Source organism: Ruegeria sp. CK1 (assembly GCF_056536545.1).
The window spans coordinates 263066-285685 of record NZ_JBQFPX010000002.1 but is presented as its reverse complement, the minus strand read 5'-3'; the positions used below and the strand labels follow the sequence as shown (position 1 = coordinate 285685).

Annotated in this window: 21 protein-coding genes; 10 read left to right on the top strand and 11 right to left on the bottom strand. The window is 55.1% G+C overall.

Annotated features, from left to right (window positions below; translation table 11 throughout):
- Window positions 1-25: 25 nt before the first annotated feature.
- The 5 genes from ACR0L3_RS07985 to ACR0L3_RS07965 all read left to right on the top strand — a co-directional run bounded on the left by ACR0L3_RS07985 (window position 26) and on the right by ACR0L3_RS07965 (window position 6746).
- Window positions 26-2512, top strand: coding sequence for a penicillin-binding protein 1A (locus ACR0L3_RS07985; protein ID WP_480745120.1), 2487 nt, complete (start codon window positions 26-28; stop codon window positions 2510-2512).
- Between the two features lie 90 nt (window positions 2513-2602).
- A complete protein-coding gene (gene prfB / locus ACR0L3_RS07980; protein ID WP_480745118.1) occupies window positions 2603-3730 on the top strand; it encodes a peptide chain release factor 2 in 1128 nt (375 codons plus the stop codon).
- Between the two features lie 25 nt (window positions 3731-3755).
- Window positions 3756-4439 (top strand): M50 family metallopeptidase, encoded by a 684-nt coding sequence (locus tag ACR0L3_RS07975; protein WP_480745116.1) that lies wholly within the window; start codon window positions 3756-3758, stop codon window positions 4437-4439.
- A 95-nt stretch (window positions 4440-4534) separates the two neighbouring features.
- Window positions 4535-5929, top strand: coding sequence for an amidase (locus ACR0L3_RS07970; protein ID WP_480745114.1), 1395 nt, complete (start codon window positions 4535-4537; stop codon window positions 5927-5929).
- Window positions 5930-5957: 28 nt separating this feature from the next.
- Window positions 5958-6746 carry a DUF2189 domain-containing protein gene (locus tag ACR0L3_RS07965; RefSeq protein WP_480745112.1) on the top strand — a complete coding sequence of 263 codons (789 nt, stop codon included), beginning with the start codon at window positions 5958-5960 and terminating at the stop codon, window positions 6744-6746.
- On the opposite strand, the gene ACR0L3_RS07960 is transcribed toward ACR0L3_RS07965, so the two are convergent.
- The 3 genes from ACR0L3_RS07960 to ACR0L3_RS07950 all read right to left on the bottom strand — a co-directional run bounded on the left by ACR0L3_RS07960 (window position 6743) and on the right by ACR0L3_RS07950 (window position 10151).
- Window positions 6743-7495: a helix-turn-helix domain-containing protein gene (locus ACR0L3_RS07960; protein WP_480745110.1), complete on the bottom strand. Its 753-nt coding sequence runs from the start codon at window positions 7493-7495 to the stop codon at window positions 6743-6745. The two genes, ACR0L3_RS07965 and ACR0L3_RS07960, sit on opposite strands and share 4 nt — an antisense overlap.
- A 284-nt stretch (window positions 7496-7779) precedes the next feature.
- The gene (ilvN, locus tag ACR0L3_RS07955) at window positions 7780-8340 is read right to left on the bottom strand and encodes an acetolactate synthase small subunit (protein ID WP_480745108.1); all 561 of its coding nucleotides are present in this window, start codon (window positions 8338-8340) and stop codon (window positions 7780-7782) included.
- Between the two features lie 59 nt (window positions 8341-8399).
- The gene (locus tag ACR0L3_RS07950) at window positions 8400-10151 is read right to left on the bottom strand and encodes an acetolactate synthase 3 large subunit (RefSeq protein ID WP_480745106.1); all 1752 of its coding nucleotides are present in this window, start codon (window positions 10149-10151) and stop codon (window positions 8400-8402) included.
- 422 nt (window positions 10152-10573) lie between these two features.
- Here ACR0L3_RS07950 and ACR0L3_RS07945 point away from each other — a divergent pair, with 422 nt between their 5' ends.
- Complete coding sequence (locus ACR0L3_RS07945) at window positions 10574-11419, top strand: HalD/BesD family halogenase (RefSeq protein WP_480745104.1); 846 nt, start codon at window positions 10574-10576, stop codon at window positions 11417-11419.
- Between the two features lie 45 nt (window positions 11420-11464).
- Complete coding sequence (locus ACR0L3_RS07940) at window positions 11465-11896, top strand: VOC family protein (protein ID WP_480745102.1); 432 nt, start codon at window positions 11465-11467, stop codon at window positions 11894-11896.
- On the opposite strand, the gene ACR0L3_RS07935 is transcribed toward ACR0L3_RS07940, so the two are convergent.
- From ACR0L3_RS07935 to ACR0L3_RS07925, 3 genes are all read right to left on the bottom strand, one after another.
- A complete protein-coding gene (locus ACR0L3_RS07935) occupies window positions 11805-12443 on the bottom strand; it encodes a response regulator transcription factor (protein WP_480745100.1) in 639 nt (212 codons plus the stop codon). The genes ACR0L3_RS07940 and ACR0L3_RS07935 overlap by 92 nt on opposite strands.
- Window positions 12440-13873 carry a cache domain-containing protein gene (locus ACR0L3_RS07930; protein ID WP_480745098.1) on the bottom strand — a complete coding sequence of 478 codons (1434 nt, stop codon included), beginning with the start codon at window positions 13871-13873 and terminating at the stop codon, window positions 12440-12442. The genes ACR0L3_RS07935 and ACR0L3_RS07930 overlap by 4 nt, the downstream gene beginning before the upstream one ends.
- A 98-nt stretch (window positions 13874-13971) precedes the next feature.
- Window positions 13972-14121: a hypothetical protein gene (locus ACR0L3_RS07925; protein ID WP_480745096.1), complete on the bottom strand. Its 150-nt coding sequence runs from the start codon at window positions 14119-14121 to the stop codon at window positions 13972-13974.
- On the opposite strand from ACR0L3_RS07925, the gene ACR0L3_RS07920 reads away from it, so the two are divergent.
- The 3 genes from ACR0L3_RS07920 (at window position 14106) to ACR0L3_RS07910 (ending at window position 18620) form a co-directional block, all read left to right on the top strand.
- Window positions 14106-15191, top strand: coding sequence for a TRAP transporter substrate-binding protein (locus ACR0L3_RS07920; RefSeq protein WP_480745094.1), 1086 nt, complete (start codon window positions 14106-14108; stop codon window positions 15189-15191). The two genes, ACR0L3_RS07925 and ACR0L3_RS07920, sit on opposite strands and share 16 nt — an antisense overlap.
- Window positions 15192-15312: 121 nt before the next feature.
- Window positions 15313-16248, top strand: coding sequence for a TRAP transporter small permease subunit (locus ACR0L3_RS07915; RefSeq protein WP_480745093.1), 936 nt, complete (start codon window positions 15313-15315; stop codon window positions 16246-16248).
- 17 nt (window positions 16249-16265) lie between these two features.
- Complete coding sequence (locus tag ACR0L3_RS07910; protein ID WP_480745091.1) at window positions 16266-18620, top strand: TRAP transporter large permease subunit; 2355 nt, start codon at window positions 16266-16268, stop codon at window positions 18618-18620.
- A gap of 56 nt (window positions 18621-18676) precedes the next feature.
- On the opposite strand, the gene ACR0L3_RS07905 is transcribed toward ACR0L3_RS07910, so the two are convergent.
- From ACR0L3_RS07905 to ACR0L3_RS07885, 5 genes are all read right to left on the bottom strand, one after another.
- A complete protein-coding gene (locus ACR0L3_RS07905; RefSeq protein WP_480745089.1) occupies window positions 18677-20035 on the bottom strand; it encodes a dicarboxylate/amino acid:cation symporter in 1359 nt (452 codons plus the stop codon).
- Window positions 20036-20288: 253 nt separating this feature from the next.
- Complete coding sequence (locus ACR0L3_RS07900) at window positions 20289-20678, bottom strand: VOC family protein (RefSeq protein WP_480745087.1); 390 nt, start codon at window positions 20676-20678, stop codon at window positions 20289-20291.
- 6 nt (window positions 20679-20684) lie between these two features.
- Complete coding sequence (locus ACR0L3_RS07895) at window positions 20685-21509, bottom strand: arginyltransferase (RefSeq protein ID WP_480745085.1); 825 nt, start codon at window positions 21507-21509, stop codon at window positions 20685-20687.
- Between the two features lie 76 nt (window positions 21510-21585).
- Complete coding sequence (locus tag ACR0L3_RS07890) at window positions 21586-22017, bottom strand: RDD family protein (protein WP_480745083.1); 432 nt, start codon at window positions 22015-22017, stop codon at window positions 21586-21588.
- Window positions 22018-22083: 66 nt separating this feature from the next.
- On the bottom strand, window positions 22084-22506 hold the full coding sequence (locus ACR0L3_RS07885) for a DUF2852 domain-containing protein (protein ID WP_480745081.1): 423 nt from the start codon (window positions 22504-22506) through the stop codon (window positions 22084-22086).
- Between the last annotated feature and the right edge of the window lie 114 nt (window positions 22507-22620).

Sequence of the window (22620 nt, the reverse complement as noted above, 5' to 3'; positions counted from 1 at the left end):
GGCAGCGCGAGTAAAAGGCAGTAACGTGATCCGGTTCATTCTTTCGTTTTTCGGGGCGATTTTTAGCCTCGTCACCTTGGGTATATTTATGGCTGCGCTGGTGATCGGCGCGGTCTTTTGGATGTATGGGCGCGACCTGCCCAGCCATGAATCGTTGGCGCAGTACAAGCCGCCAACGATCAGCCGGATATACTCGGGCGAAGGTCAGTTGATCGACGAATTTGCCCAGGAACGCCGCCTGTTCACACCGTCCGAAGAAATCCCCGATTTGGTGAAGCAGGCTTTCATCTCGGCGGAAGACAAGAATTTCTACACCCACCAGGGGTATGACCCGCGCGGCATCGTCGCCGCCGGGGTCGAAGCCGTTAAGTCCAAGGGTGAAAACGTGCGTGGCGCGTCCACGATCACGCAGCAGGTGATGAAGAACTTTCTGCTGTCCGGCGATCGACGGGCCGAGCGCAAGATCAAGGAAATTATCCTTGCCACCCGGCTGGAAGATACGTTGGACAAGGAACAGATTCTCGAACTTTACATGAACGAGATCTTTCTGGGCCAGAACTCTTACGGTGTGACGGCTGCGGCGCAGACCTATTTCAACAAGACGCTTCAGGAGCTTGCTCCGCATGAGGCTGCTACGCTGGCTGCTATGCCTAAGGCTCCATCAGATTATCACCCGGTTCGTCAAAAAGACCGTCTGCTGGCGCGTCGGAACTATGTGCTGCGCGAGATGCAGCAGAATGGATATATCGATCAGGCCACTTACGAGGTTGAGGTAAACGCACCCCTTCGCTCGGTCCAGAATGGTGATTTTGAAAGTTTCCGCACCGCGCTTCCGCCGCGCGACTACTTCACCGATGAAATTCGTCGCCAGCTGAGCGAAGATTTCGGCGAGGGAGAGTTCTTTACTGGCGGCTTTACTGTTCGCGCTTCGGTGGATGAAGAAATGCAGGTCGAAGCGGCCGAGGCGTTGCGCACAGCATTGCAGAAATACGACCGTTCCCGGGGCAGATGGCGCGGCACAGGTGAAGTGATCCCTGAAGAAAAACTTGCCGACGAAACGCAGTGGCGTGAAGCATTGGCTATCATGGAAATCCCACGCGACGTGGTGTTGCCGACGCAATGGTATCCGGCGGTTGTGCTGAACGTGGCGGATCAATCCCTAACAGTCGGTATCGAAGATGGTCCGGCAGATGGTGTTATCCCGCGTTCGGATATCCAATGGATGCAGGGTAATTTCCAGGACAACTTTAAGCGCGGTGACGTCATCCTTGTTGTGGCCGGGGAAGAAGGCCAATGGTCTGCTCGCCAGGTGCCCGAAGTGCAGGGCGGCTTTGTTGCAATGGACGTGAACTCTGGCCGTGTTTTAGCAATGCAAGGTGGGTTCTCGTATCAGGACTCGGTCTTCAACCGCGCGACCCAGGCGCAGCGCCAGCCAGGGTCGAGCTTCAAGCCCTTCGTTTATGCCGCAGCGCTCGACAGTGGCTACAGTCCCGCGACAATCGTTGTGGACGCCCCGATTGAGGTGAACACGCCGCAAGGCCTATGGCGACCCAAGAACTCGACGAACAAATTCTATGGCCCCACACCGCTGCGCACCGGGATCGAAATGTCTCGGAACCTGATGACCATCCGCCTGGCGCAAGAAGTCACAATGCCAGTTGTCGCAGGGTATGCCGAACATTTTGGCGTCTACGACCGGATGGGCGCATTCCTAGCGAACTCGTTGGGGTCTGAGGAAACGACGCTCTATAAGATGGTTACAGCCTATGCGATGTTCGCTAATGGCGGAGAGCGGCTGGAACCGACTCTGGTCGACCGTATTCAAGACCGGTTCGGGAAGACAATTTACCGGCATGATGATCGACAGTGCTTGGATTGCAATTCAAGCTGGCTGGAAGAGGACGAGTCTCCGACTATCGAGACCAACCGCAGTCAGGTGATGGACGCGATCACCGCCTATCAGCTGACCTCAATGATGAAGGGCGTTGTTGATCGAGGTACGGCATCTCGTGTCGTCAACCTGCCAGTGCCCACTGCCGGTAAAACCGGTACGACCAACGAGTCCAAGGACGCGTGGTTCATCGGCTTTACGTCAAACATCGTGGCAGGGTGCTATATTGGGTATGATCGTCCGCGCCCGATGGGGCGGGGAGCATACGGTGGCACCTTGTGTGGCCCAGTTTTCCAGAGCTTCATGGAGAAAGCTGTCGAAAAATACGGCGGCGGTCCATTCGAAGTTCCACCCGGTGGTCACTTCATCAAGATCGATCGTTTCAGCGGTGCGCGTTTGCCCGCGGATGCAACGGGTGACTACGTGGTTGCCGAATACTTCCGCGATGGCGTCGATGGGTTCATCGATCGCGTCTATGACGGCGGTTTTGCGATGGGCTCCGACCTGCCTTTGTTTGAAGAAGCAAGTTCAGGCCGCCAGGTGACCACCTCGACTGGCGATACGATCACTGTTGGCCCCAATGCCAGCCAGGGCGATCTTCAGGGTGGCGGTCTTTACTGACAACTGACGGGTTTCGGGGTGGCGCTGTCTTGTGGTGCCCTGAACCTCTTGCTATCACGCAGGCCTGATTGAGCAAGTTGGGACAAGACCATGCGCGCCGAAACCCAGAACACCGTGGTGGAAATCGAAAAGTCGCTAGAGCTGCTGGCGCAGCGTATGGACTATGAAACCGCCCCGCACCGGCTTGAAGAATTCAATGCGCGTGTCGAGGATCCCAACCTGTGGGACAATCCTGAGAACGCGCAGAAACTGATGCGCGAGCGTCAGTTGCTGGTTGATGCCATCGAAACCTACGAGTCCATTAAGACGGATCTGAACGACAATATCGAGCTGATCGAATTGGGTGAGATGGAGGAAGACGAAGAAGTCGTCACCGATGCCGAAGACGCCATCAAGAAGCTGAAAGCCAAAGCTGCCAAGAAAGAGCTTGAGGCGCTGCTGGATGGCGAAGCCGATGGCAACGACACGTTTCTGGAAATCAACTCGGGTGCGGGCGGCACTGAAAGCTGCGATTGGGCTTCGATGCTGGCCCGGATGTATGTCCGTTGGGCTGAGAAAAAAGGCTACACGGTCGAATTGCAGTCCGAGACCGCGGGCGAAGAGGCAGGGATCAAATCTGCCGCCTACAAGATTTCCGGCCACAATGCCTATGGCTGGCTAAAATCGGAAAGCGGCGTGCACCGGCTGGTACGTATTTCACCCTTTGACTCGGCGGCCAAACGGCACACCTCGTTCAGTTCGGTCTGGGTCTACCCTGTGGTGGACGACAATATCGAGATCGAGGTCAACCCATCGGACATCCGTATCGATACCTATCGTTCCTCGGGCGCGGGTGGTCAGCACGTGAACACTACCGACTCGGCGGTGCGGATCACGCACATTCCCACCGGAATTGTTGTGACCTCGTCCGAAAAATCGCAGCACCAGAACCGTGACATTGCGATGAAAGCGCTGAAATCGCGCCTGTACCAACAGGAACTGGACCGCCGAAACGCGGACATTAACGCAGCGCATGAGGCCAAAGGCGATGCAGGCTGGGGCAATCAGATCCGGTCCTACGTTTTACAACCCTACCAGATGGTAAAAGACCTGCGGACCAACTTTGAAACGTCGGATACCAAAGGGGTTCTGGATGGTGATCTGGACGGATTCATGGCGGCAACACTGGCGTTGAATGTAGCGGGTAAAAGCCGTTCCGAGGCGCAAGGCGAGGGTTGATAGACGCTCCGGCGCGGTGCCCGTGATGACGCTGCTCAAAGGTCATTGGCAACTGATTGCAATTGTTGCGCTGGTCTTCGTGTTTTGGGCCACACCTGTCGTGACTCCTTTGAAAATACTGGTCGTTTTCCTGCATGAACTTTCGCATGCATTGACCTTAATTATTACTGGCGGATCAGTCGAAAGTTTCACCATCTCGCCGCGGCAGGGTGGTCTTGTCGTCGGTCGCGGTGGCAATCGCTTTCTAAGCCTGTCTGCCGGCTATCTTGGGTCTCTGGCTCTTGGGATGGGGCTGCTGATCATCGCACTGCGCACGGACTGGGACCGAGTTGTGCTTGGCGGGTTCGGCGGTGTCATGATTTTGGTGACAGTGCTCTATGTCCGCGAACCCTTTGCGATAGCATTTTGTGCGGGCGTCGGGGCAGCTATGCTGGTGATGGCATTGTATCTCAGCCGAACGGTTTGCGATTTGGTTCTGCGGATCATTGGTCTAACCAGCATAATCTACGTACCCTTTGATATTTTTGACGACACAATCCGGCGTTCGGGCATGCCTTTGGACGCATATATGCTCGCCGAGGAATTTGGAGGTACCACAATGCTCTGGGGTGGTGCTTGGCTGGTGCTGAGTATCGTTTCGGCCTTTTTGTGCCTCAAGTACTTGCTGGGGCAAGACAGCAATTTGCGGTTTGGTGCAAACGAGCGATAGCCACAACTATCAACATAAAAAGATGTATTTAAACTGCGGGTTTAAATGGTGAGGTGGCCCCGCTAGGCTGATCTGGATTGAGGGATGAGCCTACGATGGATTTGAGCAAAACAACAGCTTGCGACCTGGTCAGCACAATCTCGGCGGGGACGCTGTCGGCTGAGGCTTTGATGCAGCAAACGCTGGATCGAATAAAGACGGTTAACGAAACTGCCAATGCGATCGTGGCCCTGCGCGACGCGGATGAGTTGCTTGCAGAAGCGCGTTCGCTGGATGCTGTGGAACACAAAGGTCCGCTTCATGGGCTGCCCATAGCGGTCAAGGATCTGGCCAATGTCGCGGGTATTGTAACCTCGCAGGGTTCGCCCATTTTTCAGGACCACGTGCCCAAGCAAGACGATTTGATTGCAGCGCGAATGCGGGCAGCTGGCGCGATCCTGATTGGTAAAACCAATGTGCCTGAGTTTGGGTTGGGCTCTCATACCTTCAACCCGGTCTATGGGGCGACCAGAAACCCATATGATCCAACGCGAACTTGCGGGGGATCGTCTGGTGGTGCGGCAGTGGCGTTGGCGACAGGAATGGTTGCCATGGCGGATGGATCCGACGCGATGGGAAGCCTGCGCAACCCGGCCGCGTGGAACAATGTGTATGGGTTTAGGCCAAGCTGGGGACGTGTGCCGTCAGAGCCAATCGGAGACGGTTTTCTTCACCAGCTTTCAACGCTCGGGCCGATGGCGCGTAGCCCCTTGGATATTGGCCTTTTGCTGGATGTTATCTCGGGGCCGGACCCACGGCAGCCAAATGTTAGCGATAGCTCGGCAGTTTCTCCGGTGCGTGCTGCAGACTTGCGCGGCATGCGGATAGGGTGGTTGGATGATTGGGGTGGAGCATACCCGATCGAGGACGGCATCCGTGATTTATGCAGCGATGCGCTGTCAGTGTTGACGCAATTAGGGGCTGAGGTCGTCCCTGTACCTGCGCCTTTTGAGTCAGAACGCCTGTGGGAAAGTTGGATCACATTGCGGTCTTGGAGTGTCGCGGCGGGTCTCGCCCCGTTGTCCGAACATCGCGCGACGCTGAAAGACACAGCGCAGTGGGAATTGGACCGAGGGTTGGCCATGACCGCGGTGCAGGTGCATGAGGCCAGCGTCATTCGGACAGCTTGGTTTCGTTGCGCGACCAAAATGATGGGTGACTATGATGCTTTGGTTTTGCCATCGACACAGGTGTGGCCGTTTGCAATCGAAACGCCTTACCCGACAGAAATCGCAGGAAAAAAGATGGACACCTATCATCGGTGGATGGAGGTTATGGTGCCGGTCAGCTTGATTGGTTTGCCTTGTTTGTCGGTGCCAGTGGGTTTCGGTGCGAGCGGGTTACCAATGGGAATGCAAATTTTTGGACCGCGTGGTTCGGATGCCCACATCCTGTCAATTGGAGAGGCCTATCACCGAGCCACAATGTGGCCGCAAAAACGACCGGCATGAACAATGTCGGCAAGGGAGGAGAGACAAGATGGATAAACCATTTGGTGTTCCGGACATGGGAACGGTTAACATGGGAATGCTAAGCGAGGCTCTGCGTCTGGCCTGGGCTGATTTCCGTCGTGCACCCATATTTGGCCTACTGTTCGCAGGGTTTTATGTATTGGCAGGTTGGGCAATCGCTTGGGTAACCGTGAGGACGGGTACGTCTTACTGGTTGGTGCTTGCGGCGATCGGTTTCCCATTGTTGGGACCGTTCGCAGCGGTGGGAATGTATGAGGTTTCACATCGGCTAGAGCAGGGCGAGCCACTGGATTTCGGTTCAATTTTCGGCGTTGTCGCTCAGCAAGGGAAGCGGCAATTACCGTCAATCTGCGCAATCATCGTAGTGATGTTTCTATTCTGGTTTTTTCTCGGCCACATGATTTTTGCACTATTCATGGGGCTGTCGACCATGACCAATGTGTCTACGTCATTAGAGGTCTACTTGACCGCCAACGGCTTAACGATGCTTGCGGTGGGTACTGTCGTAGGGGCGGTGTTCGCGACGGTTTTATACATGATTACCGTGCTGTCGATTCCAATGCTACTGGACCGGGAATTGGATTTCGTGACCGCCATGATCGCCAGCTTTTGCTATGTCCGCGACCATCTTGGTGTGATGCTGGCTTGGGGCGCGTTTATCGCAATTCTGACCTTTGTGGCCATGATTCCGTGGTTTCTGGGGCTGCTAGTGGTACTGCCTCTTCTTGGGCACGCAAGTTGGCACCTCTACCGTTTGATTACTCAGGCCCCGAAAGAAGGCACGGTTCAACCTTAGCCAACTGACTGCGACATTGGGCTTTCTGAACGACGCGCTGTGCGTGCTGCGGCCAGAACGGCGGATGGTTCGTCACCCAAATGCCGCAACAATATCCGTCGCGTCGTTGTAGAACTGGCCGTTGTTTTCGAAAGGCAGATTGCAACACCACGCCAGCGGTCAGAATTGTTCTCTGTCCCACGCGTGACCAAGTAAATCCGGCTGTTTTGAGATGCGCGACAAGACATCAGGATGTAAATCTGCCGCCCAGCACAAGCTGCTATGCCTTGAACCTCGCGTTCGTTAGCGGCGGCATCTGGCATCACGGGGCGGGGTTCATATCCGCGAACCAAGGTGCATTGTGGTAGGCGACGCGCATGAAATAGCCTGTGTCGCAGGGGCAGCGGCTCGTGCAATTCGGTTTCGGTGGCGTAATAAAAGCCAGCGGGAAAAAGGTTCTCGGTCAGGGTTGATGGGCCAGATCCAAGAAAATCAGTCAGGGCAGATGCCGCTGGATGCGTAGGCGGGCGGTCGATCTCGTCCAGCGGTCGCAGAAGAATACGGGCGTCGACTTCGAAAAAGCGGCAAATCCTGTCCAACACGTCAGGGCGGGGAAAGCTTTCACCACCTAAATATCTATTGAACTGAGTTCGATTGACCCCAAGCTGTCGACAAAGCTCCGAGATCGACGTGTATTGCTGGGCAAGGCGTCTCAGATTGGCTCCGAACATCCTGCGCAATTCGTCCGGGTTACGGATGTCGTTGGTCATTGGCGCCCCAGATTCCAGAACTCGTCTTTGTAGAACCAAACATGTTCGACCGATGGGTCGGCACTAGGCAAAAACGTGCAGATTTCTAAAACGGGCGCATCCCAACGCCGCGTCTTATCCATGAGGCTAACGTTCAATGCCATAAACGCAATAGGCTTTATCTTATTTTGTGTGATCTTTTTATGGCGACTGAACCTAGAACATTCCCATCGATAAAACCTGCCCTAAAGGTTGAATTGAAATCCCCCACCATGATCGGTTGCCGGACACAGTGGGGGGGCAGGTTACTCTCCGCGGAGCAGAGCAGCCACTCCGGTACGTGCGACTTCGACAAGGCCTAAAGGGCGCATCAGATCGGCAAAAGCGTCGATCTTGTCCGGCGCACCAGTGATTTCAAAGATGAAGGAACCAAGGGTGCTGTCCACTACATTGGCACGGAAGATATCAGCCAGACGCAGTGCCTCGACACGTTTGTCGCCCGCGCCAACAACCTTGATGATGGCTAGTTCACGTTCGACCGAGTCACCCTCGACAGTAAGGTCATGGACATCGTGCACGGTCACAATCCGTCCCAGCTGTGCCTTGATTTGCTCGATCACTTGCGGTGTACCGGTGGTGACGATCGTGATGCGGCTGAGATGGCCCGTGTGGTCCACCTCGGCCACGGTTAGGCTTTCGATGTTGTAACCGCGACCCGAGAACAGGCCGATCACGCGGGCTAGAACCCCGGGTTCGTTCTCGACCAGAACCGCGATTGTGTGGCGCTCCTGAACGTCCGAGAACGTTGGGCGTAAGTTATAGGCCGAGTGGCGGGTGGAGCCTTTTTTGATATGTAGGGCAGACATTTATGTCCCTTTCATCATCCTTGTGGTGTCGGGCGCGCCGAACGCCCAACAGTAATTCGTCAAACCAGAACCGAACCTTTGGAGTCGATCACGCCCTGCGTTTCGGCTTCACCCAGCAGCATCTCGTTATGCGCTTTGCCCGACGGGATCATGGGGAAGCAGTTTTCGTGCTTTTCAACCAGACAGTCGAAGATCACCGGACCGTCATAGTTGATCATCTCCATGATCGCATCATCCAGATCAGCAGGATCGGAACACAAAATGCCCTTTGCGCCAAACGCTTCAGCGAGTTTGACGAAATCGGGCAGAGCCTCGGACCAAGAATGAGAGTAACGCTCGCCATGCAGTAGTTCTTGCCATTGGCGGACCATACCCAGGCGTTCATTGTTCAGGATGAACTGTTTAACCGGCAGGCGGTACTGAACCGCGGTGCCCATCTCTTGCATGTTCATCAACCATGACGCCTCACCGGCTACGTTGATAACCAATGCATCCGGATGGGCCATCTGCACGCCGACAGAGGCCGGGAAACCATAGCCCATCGTGCCCAGTCCGCCCGAGGTCATCCAGCGGTTGGGGTCTTCAAAACCCAAATATTGCGCGGCCCACATCTGGTGCTGACCGACCTCGGTGGTGATGTAGCGGTCGTGATTTTTGGTCAGCTCTTCAAGGCGTTGCAGCGCGTATTGCGGCTTAATGGTCTTTTCGCTGTTGGTGTAAGCCAGACAGTTGACCTTGCGCCAGTCGTTGATCTGTGCCTGCCATTGCTTGACCGCCGCCGCGTCAGTCTTGCGGCCGCGCGCTTTCCAGACTTTCAGAACGTCTTCAAGCACATGGGCTACGTCGCCGACAATCGGAATGTCTACACGGATGACCTTGTTGATCGACGAAGGATCGATGTCGATATGTGCCTTTTTCGAGTTCGGTGAAAACGCGTCGATCCGTCCCGTGATCCGGTCATCAAAACGCGCGCCGATGTTGATCATCAGGTCGCAGTCATGCATCGCAAGGTTGGCCTCATACAGACCATGCATCCCAAGCATCCCCAGCCAGTTCTTACCCGAAGCTGGATAGGCACCCAGCCCCATCAGTGTAGAGGTGACCGGGAAGCCCGTGGCATCGACCAGCTCACGCAGCAATTGGCTGGCAGCTGGGCCAGAGTTAATAACGCCACCGCCGGTATAGAAGACAGGCTTTTTCGCCGTTTCCATCGCGGCAACCAGTTCGGTAATCTCTTCCAGATCGCCCTTCACAACAGGTTGGTAGTGCGAGGTTGACGGCTTTGGCCCTGCGTATTCACCTGAAGCGAACTGAACGTCTTTCGGGATATCGATCAGAACCGGTCCGGGGCGGCCCGAGGTGGCAACGTGAAAGGCCTCGTGCATCGTTTCGGCCAGCGAATCCGTGTCCTTCACCAGCCAGTTATGCTTAGTGCAGGGGCGGGTGATGCCAACTGTGTCGGCCTCTTGGAACGCGTCCGAGCCGATCATGAAGGTCGGAACCTGACCCGTCAGAACAACAATCGGGATCGAGTCCATCAGCGCATCTGTCAAACCGGTCACGGCATTGGTGGCGCCGGGGCCGGATGTCACCAGCGCAACGCCGGGCTTACCGGTAGAACGCGCATAACCTTCGGCGGCGTGGACCGCGCCTTGCTCATGCCGCACCAGAATGTGACGGATGTCGTTCTGCAGAAAGATCTCATCATAGATCGGTAGGACGGCGCCACCGGGGTATCCGAATACTGTGTCCACGCCCTGATCCTTGAGGGCCTGAACTACCATCTTTGCGCCGGTCATCTCACGTGTCATCTGCTTTGCTCCGTTCGCGACATGTGTCTTGCGTTCTGCCAAAAAAAAGCCCCCGAGATTTTTCGGAGGCGCATGGGTTAGATTATGGTTTACCGTTACCGGCCCATGCGCGTGTTTCCTACGATTACGACTAGCGCTTTCATCGCCAGAGGCTCCTTTTTTGCGTGCAGGGACATTATGAGCGAGGGGAAGGGGCGTCAACAGGCAATTGCACCAATTTTGTAACTTGAATGGTGAATTTTGCGACATTTTATTGCGCAGATTGCCGCAGGTTCGGAATTTTCGAGAGTCTCTGCCGGATCGAAGAACTGTCACGTGGATTTCGCAGGTCAGAAAGCGTCAACACGATGTCTAAAATTGACATGAGCATCCAAATTCTGTGCGGCAGGCTGATCCTGAGGGAACAGTTCGGGAGGCTTGGAATGTTACAAGACTTGGTTGATCTGGGGCGATATCCAATCGATCGGCCGGGCTCTCGGGCCTATGATCAGATGATCACCGATTTGCGCAGAGAACTGGATCAGGACGGGTGCGCGGTGCTGCCTGGTTTTGTTCACGCAGATGGTTTGGAGCTGCTGGTGTGCGAAGCAGATAAGGTTGCCCCCAATGCGCATCGATCCTTCAACAGAACCAACGCCTATTTCACCAAGGATGATCCACGATTTGGGATCGGGCACCCGATCCGACGGTTTTACGATCGGTCTAATGCCTTTGTCCCAGCTGATAACTTCTCAGCTTCCGGCCCTTTGCGTCGTATCTATGAGTATGAGTGGTTTATGCCCTTTGTACGCGAAGCCCTGAACGAGACAGAGGGTCGGTTCTTTCGATACGATGACCCGCTGGCTGACGTAATAATCAACGTGGTCGAAGAAGGGCAGGGCTTCCCTTGGCATTTCGACACCAACAACTACACAGTCACCCTGGCAATTCAGAACGGCGAAGCAGGGGGTACGTTTGAATACGTGCCGAACCTCAGAACCCCAGAGGATGAAAATTTCAAATCTGTGGCTGCGATTTTGGATGGAAACAGAGCGCGGGTGCGAGAGTTGGAACTGCGACCGGGTGATCTGCAAATTTTTAAGGGGCGCTACTCCCTGCATAGAGTTGCTCCGGTGATGGGAAAACGCACGCGGTATGTCGGAATTTTCTCATTCGTCGAAGCCGAAGGAATGTGTGGGGGCGTTGAACGGACGCGGCAGCTTTACGGTCGGGTCTTGCCACATCATCAAGAACGTGAGGGGCTGAGAAAGGATCAGTTGCTGGATTAAGCTGTGTTAGATTGACAGGGGATCATTTGAAAACCGGAGGCTCTGGTGTCCAAGATATTGCAGCTCACACCATTCTTTTTGTGTTCTTCATTGCAGAAGCAGATTGATTTTTACTGCGATCGTCTGGGGTTTTCCTGCGGGTTTCGGCAGGAAAACTATGCTTTTTTGTCACTTGGGTCAGTCGCCATCCGGCTGTTGGAGTGTCCACCCCGGGATGATGGTCGCTTACTGGGCGAAGATCAGTCTTTTTACATAGATGTGGAGGGAATCGATGAGTTGTTTGAATCCCTGCGCCCAGGTCTAGCGGACCTGCCAGAAGGGCGTGTGCACGGTGGCGCGAAGTGCGGGTTTCGGACATCTGAGCTGAGCAGCGCTGCTAATGCGCCTAAAAGCCGGGGCTGGTGCCTTGCAGGACACCGTGTTCCAGCGCGTAGCGGGTCAGGCCGGCAGTCGATGAGATGCCTAGCTTGCGCTTGATATTTTTGCGGTGGGTCTCAACGGTGCGAACCGAGATCTCCAAGGTCTGCGCGACTTCTTTGTTGGACTTGCCCTGAGCAAGCTCCAGAAGAATAGTTTGCTCGCGACCTGTCAGTGCTTCGCGGACACCGCCCTGTTTGGGCTGCAAAGATCCGCTGGCGCCAGTGCAAAGGTATTTTTCGCCGCTCATTACCGCATCGATGGCCTGCTTGATCTCATCGGTTGGTACGTCCTTGAGCACGTATCCCTTGGCCCCGTGCGTTAGCGCGGTTGAGATGTATTCAGGGCTGTCATGCATAGATAAGATAAGGATGTGCGTGCCGGGAAGGCGTTCCAGAATGATTTCGGTAGCACTAAGCCCGCCCAAGCCAGGCATGTTTAGATCCATCAGGATGACGTCAGGGGACAGTTCGGCGACTTGATCAACGGCTTCCTGCCCGGTGCCGAGTGTGCCGACCACGTCGATATCATCATAGCTTTCAAGGATCGACTGAATCCCCTCGGCCACCATCGGGTGGTCATCAACAATGAGAACTCGGATAGTCATGTGCCGGCCTTTCGGTTCTGATTTGCGTCTTCCTGCGGCGGGAGCAGGTGGCTCAGCGGCAGAGTGACTTCGATGACGGTTCCGCCATACGGGCTGCGTGATGACAGAATGCGAAGGGAACCGTCAAGTTGTTCGATACGCTCCTGCATGTTGCGCAGTCCAATTCCAGTGCTGACGCCATCCGTATCGCGGGGCAGGCCGCGACCGTTGTCACTGATACGCATTGTGGCACCCTTTTTGTGGCCACGCAGGTCGATTGTAACACGGGTTGCGTCAGCGTGGCGTTCAATGTTCGTCAGTGCCTCTTGGGCGATACGGTATAGGGCGATTTTAGCTTCTTGATCCAGCCGGTTGCGGAAGACGACAGTCGAGAAGTGTGTCTCGATCCCAGTGCGTTCGCGGAAATCATCAGTCAACGCTTTTAATGCCGGACCTAGGCCTAGGTCGTCCAATACGCCGGGGCGCAGGTCGCGGCTGATGCGACGAACCTCGGTGATGGCAGTGCCCAGATTGTCGATGCCTTTGTTTAACGGGTCTTGGGCGCCATCGTCGTCGCCCCGTTCAAGGCGGCGACGTGCATTGTCCAACGCATAGCGGACGCCAACTAGAATCTGGCTGATTCCATCGTGCAATTCGCGTGCGACACGGCCGCGTTCTTCTTCCTGTGCGTCTAGCACTCGTTGTGTCAGCTCTTTCAGCTTGGCATCCGCAAGCCGTCGCTCGCGGAAGTTCAACACCATGCCCGACGCAAAAACGATCAGGACCGCCGCAAGGGTGATCCCGCCGATATAGTAAAAGGTACGTCGCACGCGGGCCTCTACCTCGGCTCGTGCGGCTGCGATCGAGGCAACAACGTCGTCGATGAAGACACCTGTGCCGACTGCCCACTGCCAACTTGGGAAGCTGGTAACATATGTGATCATCTGCGCCTCTTCCCCTGTCGAAGGTTTGGGCCACAGATAGGTATGATACCCGGCACCCTGCCGCGCGATACTGATCAGCTCGTCCACGATTGGGGTGCCTTCGCTGTCAGCAAGGCCGCTCCAGTTCTTGTTAATAAACTCAGTCTGGCGTGGGCTGACCAGATTTGTGCCATCGTAGTCATAGACGAAAAAGAACCCGTCATCACCGTAGATCATCGCAGACAGGATTTGAGCGACTTGGTCTTTGGCATCCTGATCATCGGGTTGGGCCGAGCCATAGATGAAGTAGAACCCGTTGCGCGCTTGGGTAACGTAGTTCCGCAACTCTGCTTTCTTGGCTTCGATCAGCTGTGCTTCCAGCTGGTCAATCTCGCGCTCAGCCAGTTTGCGGGACTGATGGGCGACAAGGATTGCAATGGCGGCAACAGCTACTATCAGAGGCAGCGTCGCCAGCAGAGACAATTTCTGCGCATAGTTTGGTCGAAAGGCGTCGCGGATTCTCCCCATTGCTCTGCGATAGGCAAATTTCGCGGAAAATGCAAAGTCCGAGCAATAGATGCACGGATGTACAGGCTTGGAGCAGGGAATTTTTCTTTTTAATCCAATTATTTGATCTCAATACTGGGTGCTTCTACGTAGTAGTAGGTATTTTCATCATTGATTGCGGCGATATGATCCGCGCCATCGACAACGATCAACTGCCCATGTGGCAGATCACGACTTTGGGAGGACAGACTGAATGGATCGTCGTTCATTTTTGAAAACCACCGCACTGGGAAGCACTGCTGCTGCCGCGACGACGCTGGCGGCTCCGGCTTATGCGCAGGGCAAGCGTACCCTGACCATGGTGACATCCTGGCCGCGTGGCTTTGCCGTACTGGATGACGCCGCCAGCTATATGGAGCAGATGGTCGGAGAGATGTCCGACGGTCAGTTGACCATCGAAAAGAAAGCGCCGGGCGAATTGGTGGGCGCGCTGGAAGTGTTCGACGCTGTTTCGTCGGGTCAGGCAGACATGTATCACTCGGCTGACTACTACTTTATCGGTCAGCACCCGGGTTACGCTTATTTCACCGCTGTGCCCTTTGGCGGCACCGCGCAAGAACTGACCAACTGGTATTACTTCGGCGGCGGCGAAGAGCTGCATGACGAACTGGGCCAGATCTTTAACCTGAAAGGTTTGCTGGCGGGTAACTCGGGCTCGCAGTCGGGTGGCTGGTTCCGTAACGAGATCAACTCGGCCGCAGATTTTAATGGTCTTAAATTCCGCATGCCCGGTCTGGGCGGCAAGGTTCTGGGTAAGCTTGGTGCTTCGGTCCAGAACATCCCCGGCGGCGAACTGTACCAAGCGCTGTCTTCGGGTGCGCTGGACGGGCTAGAGTGGGTTGGCCCGATGGCTGACGAACGCGCCGGCTTCCAAGAAGTTGCCAAAGTTTATTACACTGCAGGCTTCCACGAGCCGGGCTCTGGTCTGTCTTCGTCTGTTAACCTAGACGTTTGGAATGAACTGACACCAGCGCAGCAGGCGATCATGCGTTATGCGTCGATGGCGACAACCCACTACCAGCTGGCCGAAACACTGGCCAACAACGGTGCTGCACTGGCGCGTCTGCAGTCGCAAGGCGTGAAAACACTGCAATTCTCGGACGACGTTTGGGATGCGTTTGGTAAGGCTTCAGCTGAGGTCATGGACGAGAACATGGATGACGAGCTGTTCGCCAAAATCCGCGGTTCGTTCGAAGATTCTCTGGCCACTTCGGCCTCTTGGATCAACAAATCAGATGGCTACTACGTCCAGCAGCGCGTTCGCGTTCTGGGTGGTTGAGTAAGCCCCTGAAACCTCTGAGGCCTCACATTTGTGGGGCCTCTTTTTAATAAAAATTCTCTGAATCCTGCAGCCCCTGCTAAGGTAGAGGTGACAGATATTCAGCTGAGTGAGGGACATCATGGACGACAGCAGCTCGGTTGGTTTGACCGACGCTCTTGCCGCGATTGGCGGCGGGATTGTCTGGGTTCTGCAAAATCTGGCGCAAGCCTTCTACAACATCGGCTATGCGGTGACCCATCCCAGCCTTTGGTTGGATTGGTCCGACAAAGAAGCTGTCATGCGCTTCGTCTACTATGGCGGATCGGTTGAGTTCTTCTTTGCTGTTTTTGCAATTTTTCTGGTCATCACGATCATCGGAATGGTCCGCAACAACTTCATGTGGGGCTGCGTACGAGGGCTGGAAGGGTTCACAAACACCTTGGGCCGGTTCTTTGCCTGGGCGGGACTTTTGATGGTGTTGCAGCAGATCATTATCGTGATCATGCAGCGGATTTTTACCCGACCCGACATCGTGATCGCCTTTGGTATCCCGCTGCAATACGACATCAGCTGGTATGCTGAAATGTTGAAGTTTTACAATGCTTTGGTGGTATCTCTTTGTGTGGGTTACACCTTTGTTCAAGGCGGGCATGTGCGGGTTGACCTACTGTATGCACCGGCGCGTTTCCGCACCAAGAAAGTGATCGACATGCTGGGCTCGGTCTTCTTCATGATGCCCTTGGCTGTGATGGTTTGGATGTACGGTTGGTACTTCATGTGGCGGCACCTGATCGTGCCGAAACCCTCAGCCAGTGACACTTTGGATCGCTTGTTGTTGAAATCGAAAGCGATGCGCTGGAACATCGAAACAATTGGTTTCAGCCCGAACGGCTTTACCGCCTACTTCCTATTCAAGATCATGCTTGTTGCTTTTGCCGGGCTTGTGTTCTTGCAGGCGATTGCATTCTTGTACCGGTCGTATCTGGAATACGTGGAAGGACCGGACAGTGAAGGAAAGTACCTCGACAAGGACAGCCTTGGTGAGGGTGAAGAAGCCTACGAAGGCGCACATTAAGGACGGAGACCCAGACTATGCTATTCGGACTTGATGGCGTCGAGATAGGCCTCATTATCGTATTCTTCTGCCTTTTCGGAGGCATCCTTTCCGGGTTTCCGGTGGCCTTTGCCATCGGTGGCGCCGGTATCATTTCCTTTGGGATCATCGCAGCGTTGGACAGCGCTGGGTTGCTGGTGCACCAAGCGATTGACACCGGCACGCAAGCCTATCGGGACCTTGTGAATTCGGGCGTTAAGCCAGACACAATATCCGTGTTCCGATACCCGGAATTACCTACCTTTGGAGAACCGGTGTTCCCCTCTGGCTGGGAAACTGCACTGGACCGCAACGTTTCCTTTATTGTGAACCGTATCAACGAACGGGTCCTGGCCGGGCAATCCATTGAGACCCTGCTGGCCGTGTTGATGTTCGTTCTGATGGGTATCACGTTAGAGCGCTCGAAAATCGCGAATGACCTGCTTACTACAATGGCGCGTGTCTTCGGCCCGCTGCCGGGTGGTCTGGCTGTTTCGATTGTTGTTGTAGGTGCGTTTCTTGCGGCCTCGACCGGGATCGTGGGCGCGACTGTTGTCACGATGGGTCTGCTGGCGTTGCCAACCATGCTGCGGAACAATTACTCGCCTGAACTGGCGACGGGTGTGATCGCGGCCTCGGGTACGCTGGGGCAGATCATCCCACCGTCAATTGTGATCGTTCTGCTGGGCACGCTGGCCGGGGATCTTTACTCGACGGCGCAAGAGACGCGTGCCGTTGAGGCCGGGTGTACAGATGCGCTTACCTATCTGGGCGAACCTGCTGTGGTCTCGGTAGGGACGTTGTTTCAGGCGGCGTTGTTGCCAGGGATTATGTTGGCTTTGCTCTATGCGCTATACGCCTTTGGCTATGCGCTGATGAATCCCGAAAAGGCACCGGCCGTGGAATTAGGCGGTGGTGGTGGTGAACCGATCACCCGCGGCGAAGGCCTGACCTGGTTGCTGGGTGCGCCGGTCGCGCTGATTGTCGGCGCCTTCCTGCTGGGTAGCGCGGGTGTAATCGGTAGCCAGAACATCACCGTTTCAGCGTTTTCGGACATCGGTGAAGGTGCTTCTCTGCGCACCAATGTTTCGGAAGAATGCAAGGCTTCGATGATCGAACTTCATGGTCAGTCCGCTTGGGATCAAGCCGTGGCAGAGCAGCAAGCACTCGACGAAGCTGGTGGCGTGACGCAGGCGCAGCGCCTGACTGAGGAAGAACTGGCTGCTGCACAAGAAGCGAAGATCGCTGCCACTGCGCCAATTGGTACCGGCGTGGCAGTCATTGTTGTCCTGCTGGGGCTGACCTTGCTGATGGGTCGTGGCATCGCGCCGTCGAAATCAACACAGCCGTTGATCGTAGGGGCCATCGGTCTGTTGCTGATGTTGTTGGTGGACTTGCTTTTGGTTGCGCCGACCACATCATCAGGGGCGACCTTCCTGATGATGGCGATACCTTTTGCGCTGGCGATATATGGCTGCAAGTTCGCGGCTGAACGCTGTGCCACCAACGATCTGATCCGTGTAGTTTTCCCACCGTTGGTCCTGATCATCGCGGTTCTGGGTTCGATCCTAGGCGGGATAACCAACCCGACGCCGGCAGCAGCGCTGGGTGCGGGCGGGGCGATCATGCTGGCAGCCTATCGCAAGCTGCAGGATCAAGGGCGCTCAGGCAAAGTAATCATCTGGTCGACCTTTGCCATCATCATCTGCATGCTGATGGGCATCAACTTCGACCTGCGCATCAATCAGGGCGACGTCTCGGTTGAAAGCTGGATTGCCTTCATCTTTGCCTATGCCGCATACCTCTATGCGTTGTTTGGCCTGATTTTCGCCTGCTGGGTGTTGTTCTCGAGCGGTGTTCTGACCCCAGTAGTGCGTGAGACGGCCAAGGTGACTTCGATGGTCTTCACCATCCTCATCGGGTCGCAGCTGCTGAACCTCGTTGTGATCTCATTCGGGGGTGAGCACTATATCCAGCAGTTCCTGCGCAGCTTTGACAACGAGTTCACCGTCTTCCTGATCGTGATGCTTGTGCTGTTCATTCTGGGCTTTGTTCTGGATTTCCTCGAGATCATCTACATCGTGATCCCCATCGTGGGCCCTGTGATCTATGGCGGGTCGTTCGATCCGAAATGGGTGACGATCATGGTGGCGGTGAACCTGCAGACTTCGTTCCTTACGCCTCCGTTCGGGTTCGCGTTGTTCTACTTGCGGGGGGTGGCGCCGAAAGAAGTAACGACCGGACATATTTATCGAGGGATCATACCGTTTGTGATCATTCAGGTCGTGGGAATTGCGATCCTGTGGTCCTTCCCATCGATCGTAACAATCGTGCCGGATTTGATACCGAAATAATCCGAGTAACGTTAGAAAAATGAACCGGAGGCCCTAGCGGCCTCCGGTTTTTCGTTTTAGGCATCAGCCTTGGGATGGGTAAGCCGGGCAAAGCTGGCTTCAGCTTCGTGGTCGATCTCTAGCGCAGGAGCCGCAAGTGTTCCCGCTTCTGGATCGTTGAAAACCGCACGATCCAACTTGCCCACGTTCTGGGCGACAATGGTGGTGACGACAGCGTCGCCGGTCACATTCACCACGGTGCGCATCATGTCGATGATCCGGTCCACTGCCAGAATGATGGCGATCCCATCAAGCGGCATTCCCAGCTGGTTCAGAACCATTGCCAGCATCACAATGCCGACGCCCGGAACCCCTGCGGTGCCAATCGAAGCCAGAACTGAGATCGAGATGATGGTCGTGTAACCGCCTAGTCCCAGATCAATACCGTAGGCATTGGCCAGAAACACAGTGGCGACACCATGCATGATGGCGGTCCCGTCCATGTTGATCGTGGCGCCCAGCGGGATACCAAACGAGGCGACCGAACGGTCGACGCCGACACGTTGCGTTACGCATTGCATGCTGGCCGGGATCGTTGCGTTCGAGCTTGAGGTCGAGAAAGCAAATACCTGCGCTGACCGCATCTTGCGAAGAAACGCGCGCGGGCTCAGTCCTGTGAAGACATAGAGCAGCACCATCAGGGTCACGCAAAGGTGGAACACCAGCGTCAGGCTAATGGTCGTCAGATAACCGATCACCGGCGCGAACAGTCCGAACCCCTCAAGTGCGAAGGTCTTGGCGATCAGGCAGAACACCCCGATCGGGGCAAAAGCCATCACGATTTCGACGATTTTCATCGCCAAATCGTTCATGAATTGACAGCCTTCTACAAATGCCTTTGCCCGGCTACCGATCATCAGAACGGCGATGCCCACAACGATCACGTAGAAGATGATCTGCAACATCTCACCATTTGCCAAGGCCTGTACCGGGTTCTTGGGTACGATGTTGGCCAGGATTTCCCAGACGGTGTATTGGGTCGCCACCGAGACATTCTGGTCAGCCATATGCAAACCCGTAAAGCCAACGCCCGGATTTATCAGGTTGGCAATCACCAAGGCCGTCGTGACCGCCAATGCGGTGGTCGCGAGGTAGGTTACGAAGGTTAAACCGCCCACACGGCCCAGAATCCGGATGTCTCCGATCCCGACGACCCCGCACAGCAGTGAGAAGACCACCAAAGGAACCACCAACATCTGAAGCGCGTTCAGGAACATCTGGCCGATCATACCGAACAGCCCATTCACTAGACTGTCCTGCAGGACGGGCATATCCCAATAGTTCAATGCCAATCCCAAAAACGAACCCAGAACCAGTGCGATCAGTATCTGTGTTGTAAGATTTGCTGAATACAGTTTGCGCAGCGCATGTGTCATTTAAATTCCTCTTCCCTAAATCAGAACAGCAGGTCAGGGACCTGCTGCTGCGATTGCCAAGTTAATGAGGCCCGAAGTTTTGGGCCGGAAAATGTGCGAAGCTGCACAATGGTCGAGGATACTTGGTGACGCGACGTCACCATTCAACTGCCAATGTTCCAAGCAACAAATTAAGTTTGCTTAACTATTTGCTCCCAACAGTGCTTCGTAAGCTAACGTTGTGGGTCGTTCTTAGGTTTTTTGCCACGATACATTAGGTGAACTGGATCAAATCCCAACGGTTCCCGAAGGGGTCGCGCCAGACGGCAACGGTTCCATATGATTCATGGCGCGGGGCCTCTTCGAATTGAACGCCAGCATCCACCATCGCCGAGTGATCGCGTGCGAAGTCATCTGTCTCAAGAAAGAAACCAACACGGCCGCCGGTTTGGTTACCTACAGCGCCAATCTGCGCAGGACCATCAGCCTGAGCAAGAAGCAAAGATCCGCCCTCTGACCCTGGAGGAGTGACCAAAACCCAGCGTTTGTTTTCTCCTAGATCAATGTCCTGCGTCAGCGTGAAATTGAGCGTTTGGGTATAGAATGCGATAGCGGCATCGTAACCCGGCACCACAAGGGTGACCGCATGAAGGTTCTGGCGCATTGTCAGTTAGCCCTTAGTCGGATGACGATCTGGAAGCTGGATACTAGCGACCTGTTCAGCAATCGGAGCGGTGGAAAGAGGATGATGACTGCCGTCTGTCAACGCGGCCGGATTGTTGATGCGGTTCCAGTTGCCCTGGATATAGGCCTCGAGGCCTGAGAACCGCGCTTTGTAGCCCATCTTCGGGCTGCCGGGCACCCAATAGCCTAGGTAGACATAGGGCAAACCCGCTTCACGTGCGATGTCGATGTGATCGAGGATCATATACGTCCCCAGAGAGCTTTGAGGTTGCTCAGGGTCGTAGAACGAGTAGACCATACTTAGCCCATCATCCAAAACATCTGTCAGGCTGACGGCAATCAAATCTCCGGTTTCAGGGTCGGCATACTCCACCACGCGGCTGCGGATTGGAGTTTCCTCAATCATCGCGGCGAATTCGAACACGTCCATGTCAGCCATTCCGCCATCAGCGTGGCGGGTATCCAAATAGCGGCGAAATAGTTCGTATTGCTCGTCAGTAGCCCAAGGCGAATTCGCTCGGCGCTGAAGGTATGAGTTTCGCTTGACAGAGCGTTTCTGGCTTTTGCTGGGACGAAATGCGGAAACGTTTATGCGGGCTGACAGGCAGGCTGCGCAATCGGTACATGAGGGGCGGTAGAGTACGTTCTGAGACCGGCGAAACCCTTGTTGGGACAGTGAGTTGTTCAACTGATCAGCGCCTTCGCCCTGCAAGGCCGTGAACAACTTACGCTCCATCCTGCCCTCAAGGTAAGGGCAGGGCTGGGGTGCCGTAACATAGAATTGCGGCGCGATGGGCAGCGTGTGTCGCATGAAGGTTCCGTGTTTCCTGAGACAGGATGATAACAACGGTTCCCCAAGCCGCCAAGTGATTCACACAGCTGAATTTTTACGCCCGTTGGTTGATCATCACCGTTCCTAGGAACGAGTCCGTCAGGCCCTGACACCGCGCACTGGTCAGCATCATGATGACTGAGACGATTTGGACTACGAAGAAAGCCATGCTGATGAAGTATCCGGCGGTATGGGCCACAGCCTTTCCCATATCCAAGCGAGACCCAAATGCATCGCGCAGTTCAATGCCCATGAAACGCATGCCCAGAGTTGCCGAGCCGTTCGCGATTGTTACGACACGGTAGACGAAACTGATTACTCCGTAGATGAGGGGTAAAAAGAAAAGCCCCGCGCCAAAGGTAAGGAAAACGGGCACGATGCAGATCAGCGAAATGAAGGCGATATCAAACAGCCATGCGACAAAGCGTTTGGTCGCCACCGACTGATAGAACTCTGGCTGGCTGTCGGGATCAGGCAGGTTATTCATATGGTAATGTCCAGATATTTTTCGGAAATTACCCTGTCCCGAATAGCGGGACAGGGCAAGTCTTGATCAGGCGCGTTCCCCGTTTTCGGGTTCATCGCGGTTCTCACGCGCGCGTTCATCCATGAACTGGTCGAATTCCGCTTTGTCTTTGGCTTCGCGCAGACGGCGAAGGAAAGCTTCAAAATCTTGCTGTTCTCGTTCCAGCCGCGCCAGCGTGTCCGATTTGTAGGCGTCAAACGCGCTGTTGCCCGATGGTTTCATGGCGCTCATGTGGCTGTGCCATGTTTTGCGTCGGCTGCAGGATTTGCTGAACATGCGTTTGCTCCAGATCATATATGCCAAAAGGGCAAGGCCCACGGGCCAAAAGAAGATGAAACCAAGGACCATGACGGCGATCCAGGCACCTTTGCCTTTGTCGTCAAGCCAAGCTTCGATACGGTACAGCCATCCCGGATTTTCGGGCACGGCGGTGTCGGATAGTGCAGTCATTTGGGGTCTCCGGGTTTGATGTAAATCGTTTTCACATTGTTTAGATGGGAACATAAATAGTGGTTGCAAGAGGTGGATGTAAAAAAGATTTACATTACTTGCGCCGCCCAAGTT